Raw genomic sequence first — 15,163 nt, forward strand, 5'->3', positions numbered from 1 at the left:
GCGCGCTTGCGCGCGCCACTACCCCTTTGTCGCGCCGGCGGTCAGCCCGGCGATGTAGTAGTCCATCAGGAAGGCATAGACGACCACCGGCGGCAGTGCCGCCAGCAGCGCGCCGGCCATCAGTTGCCCCCAGGCGAAGGTGTCGCCGCGGATCAGCTGGCTGACCACGCCGATCGTCATCGGCATCTCGGATGGCGACGTGATGAAGGCCGTCGGATACACAAAGGCCGCCCAGGAGACGGTGAAGGCGAAGATGGTCGCCGCGATGATCCCCGGCAGCGCCACCGGGATGAAGATGCGCGTGAGCATCTGCATCCAGTTGGCCCCGTCGATCAGCGCCGCCTCGTCCAGTTCCTTCGGGATCGACGCGAAGTAGCCGATCATGATCCAGGTGCAGAAGGGCACCGTCAGCGTCGGGTAGACCAGCACCAGCCCCCAGGCATTGTCGAGCAGCCCGAGCCCGCCCACGATCTGGTACAGCGGGATGAACAGCAGCGTGTCCGGCACCAGGTAGGTCAGGAACACGCCGGTCGCCAGGAACTGGCTGCCCCAGAAGCGCATCCGCCCCAGCGCGAAGGCCGCCAGCACCGATATCACCATCGAGATGGCGACCACCGCGATCGTGACCTTCACGCTGTTGTAGAAGAAACCGCGGAACATGGGGTTGTTGATCAGCGCCCAGTAGTTCTCGAAGGTCGGCGCGTTCACCCACCACGGGTTGCCCGACAGGTCGGCGATCTCGGCGCTGGTCTTGATGCTGGTCAGCAGCATGTAGAAGGGCGGTGCGAGCATGATGATCGCGGCGATCACCAGCGAGATGTACGCGCTCCAGAGCGCCCACCGCCGTTCGGCGCGCAGGCTGCCCGCCTTGTGGAAGATGCCGCGCGGATGCGCCTGCGGTGCCATGCTGGCAGACATCACGCTTCCTCCCGGTTCCGCTTGTTGATGCCGCGCAGCACGAAGAAGGCGATCACGCCCAGGATCGGGAACATGAACAGGCTGACCGCCGCCCCGCGCGGGATGTTGCCGGCCAGGATGCCGACCTGGAACGCATAGGATGCGAAGACATGCGTGAGGTCGCGCGGCCCGCCATTGGTCAGCACGCGGACGATGTCGTAGTTGGCGAAGGTCACGATCAGGCTGAACAGCACGGTGATCGAGATGATGTTGCGCATCATCGGCAGCGTGATGTAGCGCAGCCGCTGCCAGGACGTCGCACCATCGATCGCCGCGGCCTCGTACAACGCCTCGGGCACCGACTTCAGCGCCGCCAGGTACATGATCATGAAGAACGGCGCGCCGTACCAAACGTTCACGATGATGACGCTGATGCGCGCCCACCAGGGCTCACCCAGCCAGGGCACCGAGGGCACCGCGAAGATGTTCAGTAGCCAGTTGATCGACGAATAGGACGGGTCGAACATCCACCACCAGCCGAGCGTCGACAGCGCGGGCGGGATGACCCAAGGCACCAGCAGCATGCCACGCCACTTGCGCTGCCCCTTGGTGGGGATGTGGTGCAGCATGTGCGCGAGCCAGAAGCCGATCAGCGCCTTCAGGATCACCGCGGTGACCGCGAAGAACACCGACTGGAAGATCACCATCCGGAAGCTGTCGGATTCGAGCAGGATCTCGAAATTCGTCAGCCCGATGAATTCCGTCATCCGGCGGTTCAGCGTGGACAAGTAGATCGCGTAGCCAGCCGGCCAGGCGACCAGGCCACCGATCACCAGGATCAGCGGCAACGTCATCACGAACGCAACGGTCGAGCGCCGCCGCGCGAAACGCCGCAGCGCCGAGCCGCCCATGGGCGCGGCCGCGCCCTGCATCACCAAACTGCCATCCGCCATTGCGTTCGTCCCCGGGAAGGCGTCTGCCGGCACCGGGCGGCGAGGGTTTGCCCCGCCGCCCCGCCGCCGCGCGCCGGACCCGGCGCGCGGGCGCGGTTCAGCCGCCGCGGCGCATGTTGGTGATCTCGCGCTCGAGCCAGCCGAGCGCGGTCTCCATGTTCTCGCCACCCTGGGCGATGCGCGCGATCACCTGGGTGTTGAGCGCGCGGATGTACATCTGCTGCGCCAGTTCCGGAGGCGCCGGGGAGAAGGCGATGGAGTAGGTCGCCTGCTGGTGCGCCTTCAGCGGATAGTTGAAGATCGTGCCGACCGGCGGCCCTTCGCGTTCCCACACCGGGAAGTCCGACATGCTCAGGAAGGGCGGGATATCGTAGCCCTGCGACATGGTCGAGCAGAGTTCCGCGCTCTCGCGCTCCGAGATGAATTCCAGGAACGCCTTGGCGGCGGTCTTGTTGCGCCCGAACGCCCAGATGCCCGTGATGTAGGGCAGGTAGGCCAGGTAGCGGCCGCGCGGGCCGGCCGGCATCGGAACGGTCCAGCAATTCTCCGCCACCTGCGGCGCATCGCGCTTCGCCACCGCCCAGGCCGAGGGCGGGTTGAAGATCAGCGCCGAGCGCCCCGAGATCAGCGCGCGGTTGTTCGACGCATCGTCCCACGCCCAGACATCGTTGGGCAGGAAGCGCGACAGGCGCACCGCGTAGTCGATCGCCTGGCGCAGTTCCTGGTTGCCGCGGATCGTTGGGTTGCCGCGTTCGTCGGTGATGCGCGCGCCGTAGGAGATGAACAGCGCGCCCACCCAGTCGACCGCGTCGGTGAACTGGCCCATCGGCAGGCCAAAGGGAACACCGGCGCGGTGGCAGGCCTCGGCGGCGCGCAGGAAGGTGTCCCAGGTCCACTGGTCGGCGGTCGGCCCGCGCTCGTTGCGGGCGGGCCACATGGCGCGGATGTCGATGCCCGCATGCTGCTGCAGCAGGTCGAAGCGCACGCAGGCCGGCTTGGTCTGGGTGCCGGCCGTGGCCGGCACGCCGCGCCAGGCGCCCTCGCGCTTGCCCAGGAACTCGGCGACCGGGTTGACCGCGCCGTACTTCGCGACAAGGCGCCCCATCACGTCGTCGCAGGGTTCCAGCTGGCTGGCATAGGTGCCCGGATCCCACGGCAGCAGGCTGATGCCGTCATGCCCGCTGCGCGACTGCGCCTGCGCGGCGATGGTCAGCTGCAGCTGGTTGCCGGTTGTGTTGATGAAGTCGAGCGTCATGTTGACGCGGTTGCGCTCGCCCCAGCGCTGCGCGAGCTGCTGCAGCGCGCCATTGGCACCCGGAACCCAGTGATCCCAGAAGGCGAAGCGCAGGCTACCCGCGGTTCCCTGCGCATGCACCATGGGCGCGCCGAGCGCGCCTGCCGCAACCACACCCGCCCCGCTGCGCATCGCGCCGCGCCGGGTGATCCCGTTATTGGACATCGCTTTCCCTTCCGTTCTCTCCCCGGGGACAGGCTTCGCCGACGAGCCCGCTTCTCGGATGGGGCAAGGTTAGGCAGGGTGAAACGCGCATGGCAACAGGCTTACGATCCATAAGCGGCCGTCTTGTCGGTTTCACGCCGGCGGCGCAGGCTCGCGCGCCATGGACACCCACGCCTTCGACGCCCTCGTGATCGGCGCCGGGATCGCCGGCGCAACGGCTGCCGCGCATCTCTCCGTCACCCGCCGTGTCGCGCTGCTGGAAGCCGAGGAGAGCGCCGGCTACCACGCCACAGGGCGCTCGGCCGCCATCTGGATCCGCAACTACGGCAGCCCGGATGCGCGCATCTTCACGGCCGCGTCGCGCGCCTTCTTCGAATCGCCGCCGCCAGGCTTCGCCGATGCGCCGCTGATGCGCCCGCGCCCCGTGGTGCATCTCGCGCCGGCCGACCAAGTGCACCACCTGCGCGCCATGATCGCCGAGGGCGACGACATGCGCGAAATCCCCGTGGCCGAGGTCCAGGCCATGGTCCCCGCGCTGCGCCCCGGCTACGCCGCCATGGCCGCGATCGAATCCGACTGCTTCGACATCGATGTCGCCGCGATGCACCAGGGCTTCCTGCGCCAGGCGCGCGCCGCCGGCGGCACGCTGGCGCTGCGCGCGCGCGCCGGGCGCATCTGGCACCAGGCTGGCACCTGGCACGCCGAAACCAGCGCCGGCGCCGTCTTCACCGCCCCCGTCATCATCAACGCCGCCGGCGCCTGGGGCGACGAGGTCGCGCGCATCGCCGGGCTCGATCCCATCGGCCTGCAGCCCAAGCGCCGCACCGCCTGCATCATCGACCCGGGCGAGCACGACTGCGCCGACTGGCCGCTGCTCGGCGATGCCGACCACGGCTGGTACGTGCGCGCCGAGGCCCGCCGCAAGCTGATGGTCAGCCCCGCCGACGAGACCGACTCCGCCCCCTGCGACGCACAGCCCGACGAATACGACGTGGCCGTCGCGATCGACCGCATGCAGCAGGCGCTGGACATCCCCGTGGCGCGCATCGAACACCGCTGGGCCGGCCTGCGCAGCTTCACGCCCGACCGTGGCCTAGCTGTCGGCGAAGGGACCGAGCGCGGCTTCTTCTGGATGGTCGGCCAGGGCGGCTACGGGATGCAGACCGCACCTGCGGCGGGCATGCTGCTTGCCGCGCTGGTCGACGGGCGCGACCCCGGCGCGCTCGCCGCCGCGGTGCCGCTGTGTGACCCGCTCCGCTTCGCCCGCAAGGCCGCCGCATGACCGACACCCTTCCGACCTTCGACGATGTCCGCGCCGCCGCCGAACGGCTCTCCGGGCGCATCGTGCAAACGCCGCTGCTGCGCCATCGCCTGCTGGACGAGATCGCCGGCGCCACCGTCCTGGTGAAGCCCGAACCCCTGCAACGCACCGGGTCCTTCAAGTTGCGCGGGGCCACCAATGCCGCGCTGCTGCTCGATGCCGAGGCGCGGCGCGGTGGCATCGTGACGCATTCCTCTGGCAATCATGGCCAGGCCTGCGCCGCCGCGGCGCACATGCTCGGCATGAAGGCGACCATTGCCATGCCGACCGACGCGCCCGCGATCAAGGTCGCCGCCACGCGGCGCTGGGGGGCGGAGATCGTCCCCTACGACCGCCACGGCGTCGATCGCGACGCGTTGGCCGCAAGCCTTGCAGCGGAGCGCGGCGCGACCGTCATCCCGCCCTTCGACCACCCGCATGTCATTGCCGGCCAGGGCACCGTGGCGCTGGAACTGATCGAGGATGCCGGCGCGCTCGGCCTGGTGCCGGATGCCGTCGCGGTCTGCACCGGCGGCGGCGGGCTGATCGCCGGCTGCGTGCTGGCGCTCGAGGCACTCGCGCCAAAGGCCGAGGTCTGGGCTGTCGAGCCCGAGGGCTGGGACGACACGAAGCGGTCGCTGGAAGCCGGCCGCCGCCTGCCCAACAGCGTCACCGGCAGCCCGCTTTGCGACGCGCTGCTGGCCAAGCAACCCGGCGCGCTGACCTTCGCCATCAACCACCGCCACCTGGCCGGCGGCGTGGTGGTGACGGAAGCCGAGGTGCTGCGCGCCATGCGCTTCGCCTTCGAACACCTCAAGATCGTGGTGGAACCCGGCGGGGCAGTGGCGCTTGCGGCGGTGCTGGCCGGTCGCGTCGCCGCACGCGGCGGCGTGATCGGCGTGGTGGTCAGCGGCGGTAATGTCGACCCGGGGGTCTTCGCCCGCGCGCTGGCGGCCTGATGCGCCTGAGGCTGCGGCACCGCCCATCGCTGGTCGTGGCGCTGGCCGTCCTGCTGGCCGCGGGCTGCATCGCGGCCCTGGTCCCAGGCGTCTCGCCGCGCGCCGCCTTCCTGTTCGGCTGGTGCGCCGGCGCCGCGACGCATACGGTGCTGCTGCTGCGGCACCTGGCCGTCACGCCGCCAGCGCGGCTGCGCCACCAGGCGGCGCTGCTTGAGGACAGCCGCTGGGCGATCCTCGGCACCTCGCTCATGGCAGCCCTGACGGCGCTGCTCGGTGTTGTGAGCGAGATCGGCGGCGGTGGCCCGCGCCCGGCGCATGCGATGGCGCTCGGCGTCGCGACGATCACGCTGTCCTGGCTGTATCTGCACGTGCTGTTCGCAGCGCATTACGCGCACGCCTACTGGCTGGCGGAGGGCGGGTTGGACTTCCCCGGCGGCAAGGAGCCGGACTGGCTGGAGTTCCTTTATCTCAGCTTCACCGTCGGCATGACAGCGCAGGTCTCGGACGTGACGACCTCCTCCCCGGCGATGCGACGCATGGTGCTGGCGCACGGCCTGGCGTCGTTCGCGTTCAACGCGGCCATCCTCGGCGTCGCCGTCAACCTCCTCGCAGGCAGCGCGGCGGGCTGACGGACGGCTTGTCTCCGGCGCCGTTCGGCGCTTCCCTGCGGCCAACCACAATGTTCCTGGGAAACGCACCGATGCAACGCCGCAGCCTGATCGCCCTCGCCGTGCTCGCCGCTCCTGCGGTGGCACGCGCGCAAGCCTTCCCCGACCGCACCATCACACTGGTCAGCGGCTTCGCGCCGGGCGGATCCACCGACATCACCGCGCGGCTGCTCGCTGACCGGATGCAGGGCTTCCTGCCGAATGGGCGCATCGTGGTGGAGAACCGGCCTGGCGCCTCCGGCACCGTCGCCGCCGACTGGCTGCGCCGCCAACCCGCCGACGGCCACGTGCTGATGCTGAACGAAGCGTCGTCCCACATCCTCATCCCCAACGCCATGCAGGGCGGCACCCGGTACAACCCGATCGACGACTTCACCCATGTCGGCATGGTTGCGAACGGCCCGCTGATCCTGGTGGCGAAGCCGAACTTCCCGGCGGCGAACGCGGCAGAAGCCGTGGCGCGGCTGCGCGCGGGCCCGCAGGACGACATGCCCTATGCGTCGTCGGGCGTGGGCTCCATCCCGCATTTCGCGGGCGAGGCGATCGCCGTTTCGCTCAACCTCGGCGGCCGCTTCGCGCATGTGCCCTATCGCTCGGGCGGGCTGATGGTCGAGAGCATCGCGCGCGGCGAGACCGCATGGGGTGTCGCGGTGCTCGCCTCCGCCGCCGCGCAGGTGCGCGACAATCGTGTGCGCGGCATCGCGCTGACCGGGCTCGAGCGCTTCCCCGCCTTCCCAGACATCCCGACACTTGCGGAATCCGGCATCCCCGGCTTCGACCTGGGCAATTGGTTCTCGGTGCTGGGCCCGCCGCGCATGCCCGCCGCCGTCACCAGCGCGCTGAACGGCGCGATCAACCAGGCGTTGCGCGACCCGCAGCTGCGCGACCGCTTCCTGGTCGCCGGCATCACGCCCTGGACACGGCCGAACACGCCCGACGACACGCGCGCTTTCTTCGTCGCCGAGCTGGAGAAGTTCAAGGGCGTCGTCGAGCGCACCGGCGTGCGCATGGAACCGTGAGCCCGCGCGACGAACCCGGCGGCGCGGCGCTGCGCCAGCAACCCGCCGCCACCGCCGACATCGTCATCGTCGGCGGCGGTTCGGCCGGCTGCATCCTGGCGGCGCGGCTCAGCGAGGACCCCGCCTGCCGCGTGCTGCTGCTGGAAGCAGGGCCGCCCGATCGCGACATCTGGATCAGCCTGCCCGCCGGCTACGCGAAGCTGTATGGCAGCGGCAAGTACGACTGGCGCTACGAGACCGAGGCCGAGCCCAACCTCGCCGACCGCCGCATCCACTGGCCGCGCGGGCGCGTGCTGGGCGGGTCCGGCAGCGTGAATGGCCTGGTCTTCCTGCGCGGCTCCCCGCACGATTTCGACCGCTGGGCGCAGGCGGGCGCGACCGGCTGGGCCTACCGCGACGTCGAACCCGTCTTCCGCCGCATCGAACACTGGGACGGCGCGCCCGATCCCGCGCGTGGCGCCGATGGCGCGATCCATGTGCGCGAACCGCGCAAACTGGCACCTGCCGCCGCGGCCTTCGTCGAGGCCTGCATCGCTGCCGGCCTGCCGCGCAACGCCGACTGGAACAACGGCCAGCCGATCGACGGCGCGGGGCCGGTGCAGCTCAACGTGAACGGCGGTACGCGCTCCTCGTCCGCGAAGGAATACCTGCGCCCGGCGATGAAGCGCGCCAACCTGCGCGTGGAAACCGGCGTGCTCGCCACGCGCATCGTGCTGGAGGCTGGCCGCGCGGTAGCGGTGGAAGCCCTGCAGGACGGCCAGCCGGTCACCTTCCGCGCGGCGCGCGAGATCGTCTGCTCGGCCGGCGCGATCGAGACGCCGAAACTGCTCATGCTCTCGGGCATCGGCGATGGCGCGGCACTGCAGGGCCTGGGCATCCCGGTCGTGCATCACAGCCCGCAAGTCGGGCGCAACCTGCAGGACCACCTGATCGCGAAGTTCATCTACCGGTCGAAGCCCTGCGGCACGCTGAACGAGATCCTGCAATCGCCGCTGCGCAAGGCGAAGATGGGACTCGACTACCTGCTCTCGCGCGCCGGCCCGCTCGCGATCGGCGCGGGGGAAGCCAATGCCTTCGCGCGCGTGACACCTGGCGCCGAGGAAGCCGAGGTGCAGTTCCTCTTCGTGAACTTCTCAACCTTCGACTACATGAAGGGGCTGCAGGACTTCCCCGGCTTCATGTTCAACTACGGCGTCTGCCGCCCCGAAAGCCGCGGCGAGGTCTTCCTGAAATCGCCCGACGTGCGGGACAAGCCCGGCATCCGCGCCAACTACCTCGACCATCCGAACGACGTGCGCGTCATGCTGGGCGCGGCACGGCTCGGTCGGCGCATCGCGCAGCAATCCCCGCTCGCGGCGCTGATCGAGGAAGAACTCCGCCCCGGGCCGGACGCGACCACGGACGACGCGCTGCTGTCGAATATCCGCGCCACAGCCGGCACCGTCTTCCACCCCTGCGGCACGGCGGCGATGGGCAGCGTGCTCGATCCGCAACTGCGCCTGCGCGGCATCGACGGGCTGCGCGTGGCGGATGCCTCGGCCTTTCCGCTGATCCCCTCGCCCAATATCCAGCCGGCGGTGATGCTGGTGGCGGAACGCGCGGCCGCTTTCATCAAGGCCGGCGCCTGATCGCGCCAGCCGGGCAGCGCCCGAAATCAGGCGTAGCGGAACATCGCAAGCCAGCGTGCCAGCGCCGCATTCATGTGCGCGAGCTGCTTCTCGCCCAGTTCCTCGCGGTGGTTGCCGGGCGTGACCTGGCGGATATGCGCCGACGGGTCGGGCGTGGCCGGCCGCACGTCGTGGCGGTCGGCAACGGCGTGGCGTGTCTCGGCCGCGATGGTCCAGCCGTACCAGTCGCAGATCGCATCCACCCATTCGCGTTTGCGGAAGATCACGTCCTCGTAGCGGAACACGGCGGTCGTGGCGCGGTGCAGGATGCCGCTGCTGAGCAGCCGGTCGAACTGCGCATCGAATCCGCGCGCAACCTGCATGACATGCGCATCCTTGCCGCGGGCGAGCGCACGCTCGCGGTTGCGCGCCATGAAGTGCTCGCCCTCCGCGGCCTTCGGCACAACGTGGCTCTGCGTGACCGAGTACCACTGCGACACCGCCATGTCCCGCGGGTCGCGCACCAGCACCACGCACCGCGCGGTGTCCAGGATCGGGATGGCGTAGGGCGGCGGGCCGCGGAAGCCGCCGTAGCAATACCCCTGCGCTCGGAACAGCGAACCGGCCTCGTGCGGCTGCTCCGCCTGGCGCAGCCCGTCGATGAAGAAGAAATCCTGCAGCGAGACGTAGGCCAGCCCCGCACGTGGCGCGAGGTCCTGCAGCAGTGCGAACAGCAGCGTCGATCCGGCCTTGGGCAGCGACAGCCCGACCACGCTCGGCGCATCCGATGGCGCCTCCGGCAGGGTCGGCAGACGCCGGCCGGTCGGCGCGAAGCGGAATCGCAGCGCCTCGATGGCGTCAGGCATCGAGGTAGCGCGCCCGCAGATGGTCCATGAAGTCCTGCGGGTCGAGTGGCCTACCGGTGGCGGCGCGCAGCAGGTCCTGGAAGCCGAGCAGCGATCCCTTGCCATGCACATGCACGCGCAGCCAGGAGAGCAGCGGCGCCATGTCGCCCTGCGCGAGGGCAGCGTCGAGGCCAGGCTCGGCCGCGCGCGCCGCCTTCATCAGTTGCGCCGCCGCCATCGCCCCCAGCGTATAGGACGGGAAGTAGCCGAAGGCGCCGTCGTGCCAATGGATGTCCTGCAGGCAGCCCTTCGTATCATCGGGCGGCGTGATGCCGAGCATGCGCTGCATGCCCTCGTTCCACGCGCCCGGCAGGTCGGCGACCTCGAGCGTGCCCTGGATCATCGCGCGCTCCAGCCGGAAGCGCAGAATGACATGGGCGGGATAGGTGATCTCGTCGGCATCGACGCGGATGAAGCCGCGCTCCACGCGCCGCCAGTGCCGCGCCAGGTTGCCCGGCGCGTAGGCCGCCGCATCGCCGCCGAAGGCCGCGCGCAGTTCGCCGCCCAAGAAGCCCAGGAAGGCGTCGGACCGGCAGGCCTGCATCTCGACGATCAGCGACTGTGATTCATGCGCCGCCATGCCGGCGGCCTCGCCCACCGGCTGGCGCGCGAAGGCCGCGGGCAGGCCGCGTTCGTACAGCGCGTGCCCGGTCTCGTGCAGCACGCCGAGCATCGCCTTCGCGACATCCTGCTCGTCGTAGAAGGTGGTGATGCGCACATCGGTGGGCGTGCCACCGCAGAAGGGATGCAGCGATTCATCGAGCCGCGCGTGACCGTAGTCGAGCCCGATGCGTGCGGACAGCCGCGCGCACAGGTCGCGCTGCGCCGCCACCGGGAACGGCCCGGGCAGCGGCAGCGCCACCGGGCGCGCGGCCTGGATCGCCTCGGCGCGCGGCAGCGCCTCCGCCAGGAAGGCCTCGTAGGCCGCAAAGACAGGTTCGACATCGGCCGCCGTCACGCCGCGCTGGTAGCCATCCATCAGCGCATCGTAGGGATCCATGGACAGCGCCGCGGCCAGCGCCTGCGCGGTCTCGCGCTGCAGGCGCACGACCTCGGCCAGGGCCGGAGCGACGCGCGCGAAATCGGCCTGCGCCTTCGCCTCGCGCCAGATCTTCTCGCAGGCTGAATTGGCCCGCGCGCTGGCTTCCACCAGTTCGGTCGGCAGGGCGGTGGCACGCGCATGCGTGCGCACCATCAGCGCCAGGTTCGTCTCCTCCCAGGGGCCTTCGGCCGTCGCGATCTCGAGGTCCTCGGCGACGATGGGTGCGGTCAGCAATTCGTGCGAGAGCCCGGCCAGGGCCGCGAGCTGCTCGCCCCGCGCCGCGCCGCCGCCCGGCGGCATCATGGCCGAGGCATCCCAGTGCAGCATCGACGCGGCCTCGCCCAGCGTGGCGATGCGGGCGAAGCGGGTCTTGAGTCGGCGATAGGCGGCATTGGGCATCGGGTGTTCAGTCCTTCAACCGCCGCCGCGCCCAGACGAAAAAGACGCCCGCGAGCGCGACGGCAAGGCCGTACCACGTGATGGCATAGCCGAGATGATTGTTGGAGGGGCGCGGCAGGCGCCGGTCGGCCTGCGGCAGCCCCTCGCCCTCGCCCAGCGCCACCAGGCCGAAGGATGCGACGGCCGGCAGCCCCAGCGCCGGCCCGATCACCGCCGGGTCAAAGGTGTAGAAGCGCCGCCCGGGCGCGTCGTCGGTGGCGGAGAACAGGCCGACGCGCTCGACCGGGCGCACCCAGCCGGTCACGCGCAGATCGCCCGCGGGCTGGTCTACGCCCGCGCGGCCCTCGATCGGCACCCAGCCGCGATCCACCAGGATGGCCGGCGCGCCCTCCCGCAACAGCGGCGTGACCAGGCGGGAGCCGAGCACGGCGCCGCGCACCTCGAGCCCGACCAGCGCTTCGCGCGCATGGTCGAAGCGCCCCGTGGCCTCGACTTTGGTGAACGGGACCGGGTCGGCGGGCAGGGATGCGGGCGGCCCGGCCTCGGCCGCATCGATGCGCGCCAGGATGCCGGCCTTCCAGCCCAGGCGCTGCGCCTGCCAGGTGCCCAGGCCAACCAGCACCAGCATGACCGGCAGTGTCACGAGCAGCGGAAGGATGAGCCTGCGCGGCCCGGGCGTGTTCGACATGCGCCCGCTATATGGGCGCGCGCGCCGCACCGGAAGCCCGGCGGCGCGTCACGATGCGTCCCGCCGATGGCGCCACTGCAACGCCGCCAGCGCGGCCTTGGCCACGCGCATCGTGACCACCGACGCCGGCAGCACCAGCGCCGGCCACAGCACCGCATGGACCCAGAGCGGCGGGGTGAACCGCACATCCACCCAGATCGCGAGCCCCACGGTCAGCGCCCCGATGACGAAGATGCCGGCCACCGCCGGTCCGTCCCCGGCATCATGCGCCCGCAGGTCGAGTCCGCAGGCATCGCAGGTGTCGCGGATGTCGAGCAGGCCGCGGAACAGTGCCCCCTGCCCGCAGCGCGGACAGCGACCCAGCAGCGCGACCTTCCAGATGGGCACGGACGAGGTCATGGCCATCCAATCAAAACGGCCCGAGGCATAGCCTCGGGCCGGGAGCGCACGGCGCCACCGCGTCCAACCTGACCGCCGCCAGCGCGCCAGTGCGTGGCGCGCAAGCCAAGCCGCCGGATGGCGGCGCCGGCGCTTGAGGCCAAACTCAGTGTTCCGCGATGACGCCGGCACCCCACCAGTAGATGCAGACGAACAGAAACAGCCACACCACGTCCACGAAGTGCCAGTACCAGGCCGCGGCCTCGAAGCCGAAATGCCGTTCCGGGCTGAAATGGCCCTTGATGGCGCGGATCAGGCAGACCAGCAGGAAGGTTGTGCCGACCATCACGTGGAACCCGTGGAAGCCGGTGGCCAGGAAGAAGGTCGAGGAATACACCCCGCCACCGGAGAACTTGAACGGCGCCAGCGAATATTCCCAGGCCTGCAGCGCCGTGAACAGCACGCCGAGCGCCACCGTCAGCGCCAGGCCCTGGATCAGCGCCTTCCGGTCGTTCTGGATCAGCGCCGCATGCGCCCAGGTGACCGTGCAGCCCGACAGCAGCAGGATCATGGTGTTCAGGAAGGGCAGGCCCCAGGGGTCGAAGGTCTCGATCCCACGGGGCGGCCAGATCGGCGGCGCCGCGGCGCCCGACACATGTTCCGGGTACAGCGCGAAGTGGAAGTACGCCCAGAAGAAGGCGACGAAGAACATCACCTCAGACGCGATGAACAGCACCATGCCGTAGCGCAGGCCGATGCGCACGATCGGCGAATGCAGGCCAGGCGTCGCACTCTCCTTGAGCACATCGCGCCACCACATGAACATGGTGCCGAGCACCATCACCAGACCCAGCCAGAACACCCAGGTGATGGAGGAATGCGCCCACAGGATAATGCCGAGCACCAGCGCGCCGCCACCGAAGGCGCCGGTCAGCGGCCAGGGCGACGGATCGACCAGGTGGTACGGGTGCTTGTAGTGCGGCGCGGCTTCGCCGTGGGTCGCCTCGGCGGGGGTGGTGCTGGCCATCGGACGTCCTGGACCTCGGGTCGTTCGCAGGGAAGTCGCCCTGCCCGTTTCGCGCTGCATCAATCCCGAAATGCGGTGGCGGATCAAGCCCGCCGCCGGCATGACCGGGCGGCCCCGCGCGGCAGCGCCGCGCGCGAGGCCGTCTCAGTTCGTCCGCGCTCCGGCCCGGCCGACATGCGGCCCGGCATTGGCCAGCGCGCCGGCGCGCTGCGCATCCTCGATCGTGCGATAGAAGGTGTAGGACAGCGTGATGGTGGTGACGTCACGTGTGTTCGGGTCGTCCGCGATTCGAGGATCGACCCAGAAGGAGACCGGCATGTCCACGCGCTGGCCGGGGGTGAGCGTCTGCTCGTCGAAGCAGAAGCACGCGACCTTGTGGAAGTACCGCCCGACCTTCTCCGGCGTGACGTTGTAGACGGACACGCCGGTCACCGGCGTCTCGGACCGGTTCGCCGCGGTGTAGAAGGCGAGGCCTTCTTCGCCCAGCCGCACCGTCATGGCCGACTGCTCGGCCTGGAAGCGCCAGGGCAGGGTGCGGTCGGTCTGTGCGGCGAAGCGCACGGTGATGGTGCGTTCGGTCGCACCCGGGGCGGCCAGGCCGCGCTGCGTCGTGCCGTTGTAGCCCGTCACGCGGCAGAACAGGTCGTAGAGGGGCACGGCGGCGAAGGACAGGCCCACCATGCCGAAGGCCACGCTCCCCATCACCAGGCCCAGGCGGCGGTTGCGGCGCTGCATGGCCGCGCGGCGGTCATCCCCGGGCCCGGTCATCCGCGCAGGATCCGCGCCATGCCCACGAAGTAGAACAGCACCGACATGCTCACCAGCACGAGCAGGATCGCGATGTTGCGCCCGCGCCGGCGCTTGTGGAACAGGGCGAGTTCCTCGGGCGTCATGCGGCGAACACCAGCCGGTCGATCGCGAGCGCGCCGAACAGCACGAACAGGTAGTACAGCGAGAAGCGGAAGCAGGCCTTGGCAGGCGCGTCGCGCGTCAGGCTGCGGCCGGCTTCGTCCTGCGCGTCCCGCAGCACGGCCAGCGCATGGCGCAGGAACATCGCGCCCAGCACCACCGCGACCGCGGCATAGACCGGCCCCGAGAAGCCGACCAGCCAGGGCGCCAGGCTCAGCGGGACCAGGATGGCGGTGTAGATCATCACCTGGCGGCGCGTCTCGCGCGCCCCGGCCGTCACCGGCAGCATCGGTACGCCGGCGCGCGCGTAGTCGTCATGTGCCCAGAGCGACAGCGCCCAGAAATGCGGCGGCGTCCAGGCAAACACGATCGCGAACAGGATGACCGGCACCAGCGTGACATCGCCGGTCACCGCCGCCCAGCCGATCACCGGCGGGAAGGCGCCAGCAGCGCCGCCGATCACGATGTTCTGCGGCGTGCGCCGCTTCAGCCACATGGTGTAGACGAACACATAAAAGGCGATCGACAGTGCCAGGATGCCGGCCGCGACCAGGTTGGTCGCCATCCACATCAGCGTGACCGACCCCACCGAAAGCCAGATCCCGAAGGCCAGCGCGGCGGAGGGCGCGATGCGCCCGGCCGGGATCGGGCGCTTCGACGTGCGGCGCATCACCGCGTCGATGTCGCGGTCGAACCACATGTTGATGGCACCCGCTGCACCCGAGGCCACTGCAATGCACAGCACGGCCGCGACCATAAGCACCGGCGGCATGGAGGCGGCCCCCGGTGCGACGACCAGCCCGACCACGGCCGAGAATACCACCAGCGTCATGACACGCGGCTTCAGCAGCGCGATCCAGTCGCTGACCTCGGACATGTCGTGGGACGCAGGAAGGGGGGCCGCGCCCCCCTGTCCCGGTTCCAGCGCTGTGTCGCTCATGGTGGCTCCGTTC

16 protein-coding genes are annotated in these 15,163 nt (G+C 70.3%); 5 read left to right on the forward strand and 11 right to left on the reverse strand.

From position 1 onward, the window contains the following. Positions 1 to 18 precede the first annotated feature (18 nt). From MWM08_RS22375 to MWM08_RS22385, 3 genes are all read right to left on the reverse strand, one after another. The gene (locus MWM08_RS22375; RefSeq protein WP_244408716.1) at positions 19 to 918 is read right to left on the reverse strand and encodes a carbohydrate ABC transporter permease; all 900 of its coding nucleotides are present in this window, start codon (positions 916 to 918) and stop codon (positions 19 to 21) included. Beyond that, complete coding sequence (locus MWM08_RS22380) at positions 918 to 1,751, reverse strand: carbohydrate ABC transporter permease (RefSeq protein ID WP_244408717.1); 834 nt, start codon at positions 1,749 to 1,751, stop codon at positions 918 to 920. Before MWM08_RS22380 ends, MWM08_RS22375 begins: the two co-directional genes overlap by 1 nt. 196 nt (positions 1,752 to 1,947) lie before the next feature. Next, positions 1,948 to 3,309, reverse strand: coding sequence for an ABC transporter substrate-binding protein (locus MWM08_RS22385; RefSeq protein ID WP_244408718.1), 1,362 nt, complete (start codon positions 3,307 to 3,309; stop codon positions 1,948 to 1,950). 160 nt (positions 3,310 to 3,469) lie between these two features. Here MWM08_RS22385 and MWM08_RS22390 point away from each other — a divergent pair, with 160 nt between their 5' ends. The 5 genes from MWM08_RS22390 (at position 3,470) to MWM08_RS22410 (ending at position 8,883) form a co-directional block, all read left to right on the forward strand. Beyond that, on the forward strand, positions 3,470 to 4,591 hold the full coding sequence (locus MWM08_RS22390; RefSeq protein ID WP_244408719.1) for an NAD(P)/FAD-dependent oxidoreductase: 1,122 nt from the start codon (positions 3,470 to 3,472) through the stop codon (positions 4,589 to 4,591). Continuing rightward, positions 4,588 to 5,568, forward strand: coding sequence for a threonine ammonia-lyase (locus tag MWM08_RS22395; RefSeq protein ID WP_244408720.1), 981 nt, complete (start codon positions 4,588 to 4,590; stop codon positions 5,566 to 5,568). The genes MWM08_RS22390 and MWM08_RS22395 overlap by 4 nt, the downstream gene beginning before the upstream one ends. Next, positions 5,568 to 6,197 (forward strand): DUF1345 domain-containing protein, encoded by a 630-nt coding sequence (locus MWM08_RS22400; protein ID WP_244408721.1) that lies wholly within the window; start codon positions 5,568 to 5,570, stop codon positions 6,195 to 6,197. Before MWM08_RS22395 ends, MWM08_RS22400 begins: the two co-directional genes overlap by 1 nt. Positions 6,198 to 6,268: 71 nt before the next feature. Further along, positions 6,269 to 7,255 (forward strand): Bug family tripartite tricarboxylate transporter substrate binding protein, encoded by a 987-nt coding sequence (locus tag MWM08_RS22405; protein WP_244408722.1) that lies wholly within the window; start codon positions 6,269 to 6,271, stop codon positions 7,253 to 7,255. Then, complete coding sequence (locus tag MWM08_RS22410; protein WP_244408723.1) at positions 7,252 to 8,883, forward strand: GMC family oxidoreductase; 1,632 nt, start codon at positions 7,252 to 7,254, stop codon at positions 8,881 to 8,883. Before MWM08_RS22405 ends, MWM08_RS22410 begins: the two co-directional genes overlap by 4 nt. 26 nt (positions 8,884 to 8,909) lie before the next feature. Here MWM08_RS22410 and MWM08_RS22415 read toward each other — a convergent pair whose 3' ends face one another. The 8 genes from MWM08_RS22415 to MWM08_RS22445 form a co-directional block, all read right to left on the reverse strand. After that, on the reverse strand, positions 8,910 to 9,728 hold the full coding sequence (locus tag MWM08_RS22415; RefSeq protein WP_244408724.1) for a sulfotransferase domain-containing protein: 819 nt from the start codon (positions 9,726 to 9,728) through the stop codon (positions 8,910 to 8,912). After that, complete coding sequence (locus MWM08_RS22420; RefSeq protein WP_244408725.1) at positions 9,721 to 11,208, reverse strand: carboxypeptidase M32; 1,488 nt, start codon at positions 11,206 to 11,208, stop codon at positions 9,721 to 9,723. Before MWM08_RS22420 ends, MWM08_RS22415 begins: the two co-directional genes overlap by 8 nt. A 7-nt stretch (positions 11,209 to 11,215) precedes the next feature. Next, on the reverse strand, positions 11,216 to 11,896 hold the full coding sequence (locus MWM08_RS22425) for an SURF1 family protein (protein ID WP_244408726.1): 681 nt from the start codon (positions 11,894 to 11,896) through the stop codon (positions 11,216 to 11,218). Between the two features lie 48 nt (positions 11,897 to 11,944). Beyond that, entirely contained in the window at positions 11,945 to 12,283 is a 339-nt protein-coding gene (locus MWM08_RS22430; RefSeq protein WP_244408727.1) for a DUF983 domain-containing protein, read from the reverse strand. A 157-nt stretch (positions 12,284 to 12,440) separates the two neighbouring features. Beyond that, positions 12,441 to 13,301 carry a cytochrome c oxidase subunit 3 gene (locus tag MWM08_RS22435; RefSeq protein WP_244408728.1) on the reverse strand — a complete coding sequence of 287 codons (861 nt, stop codon included), beginning with the start codon at positions 13,299 to 13,301 and terminating at the stop codon, positions 12,441 to 12,443. 144 nt (positions 13,302 to 13,445) lie between these two features. Beyond that, entirely contained in the window at positions 13,446 to 14,069 is a 624-nt protein-coding gene (locus MWM08_RS22440) for a cytochrome c oxidase assembly protein (RefSeq protein ID WP_244408729.1), read from the reverse strand. Then, on the reverse strand, positions 14,066 to 14,194 hold the full coding sequence (locus MWM08_RS26365; RefSeq protein WP_255751366.1) for a hypothetical protein: 129 nt from the start codon (positions 14,192 to 14,194) through the stop codon (positions 14,066 to 14,068). The genes MWM08_RS22440 and MWM08_RS26365 overlap by 4 nt, the downstream gene beginning before the upstream one ends. After that, positions 14,191 to 15,150: a heme o synthase gene (locus MWM08_RS22445; RefSeq protein ID WP_423815992.1), complete on the reverse strand. Its 960-nt coding sequence runs from the start codon at positions 15,148 to 15,150 to the stop codon at positions 14,191 to 14,193. The genes MWM08_RS26365 and MWM08_RS22445 overlap by 4 nt, the downstream gene beginning before the upstream one ends. Between the last annotated feature and the right edge of the window lie 13 nt (positions 15,151 to 15,163).

Origin of the sequence: Roseomonas fluvialis (assembly GCF_022846615.1) — a bacterium.
GTDB lineage: Bacteria > Pseudomonadota > Alphaproteobacteria > Acetobacterales > Acetobacteraceae > Neoroseomonas > Neoroseomonas fluvialis.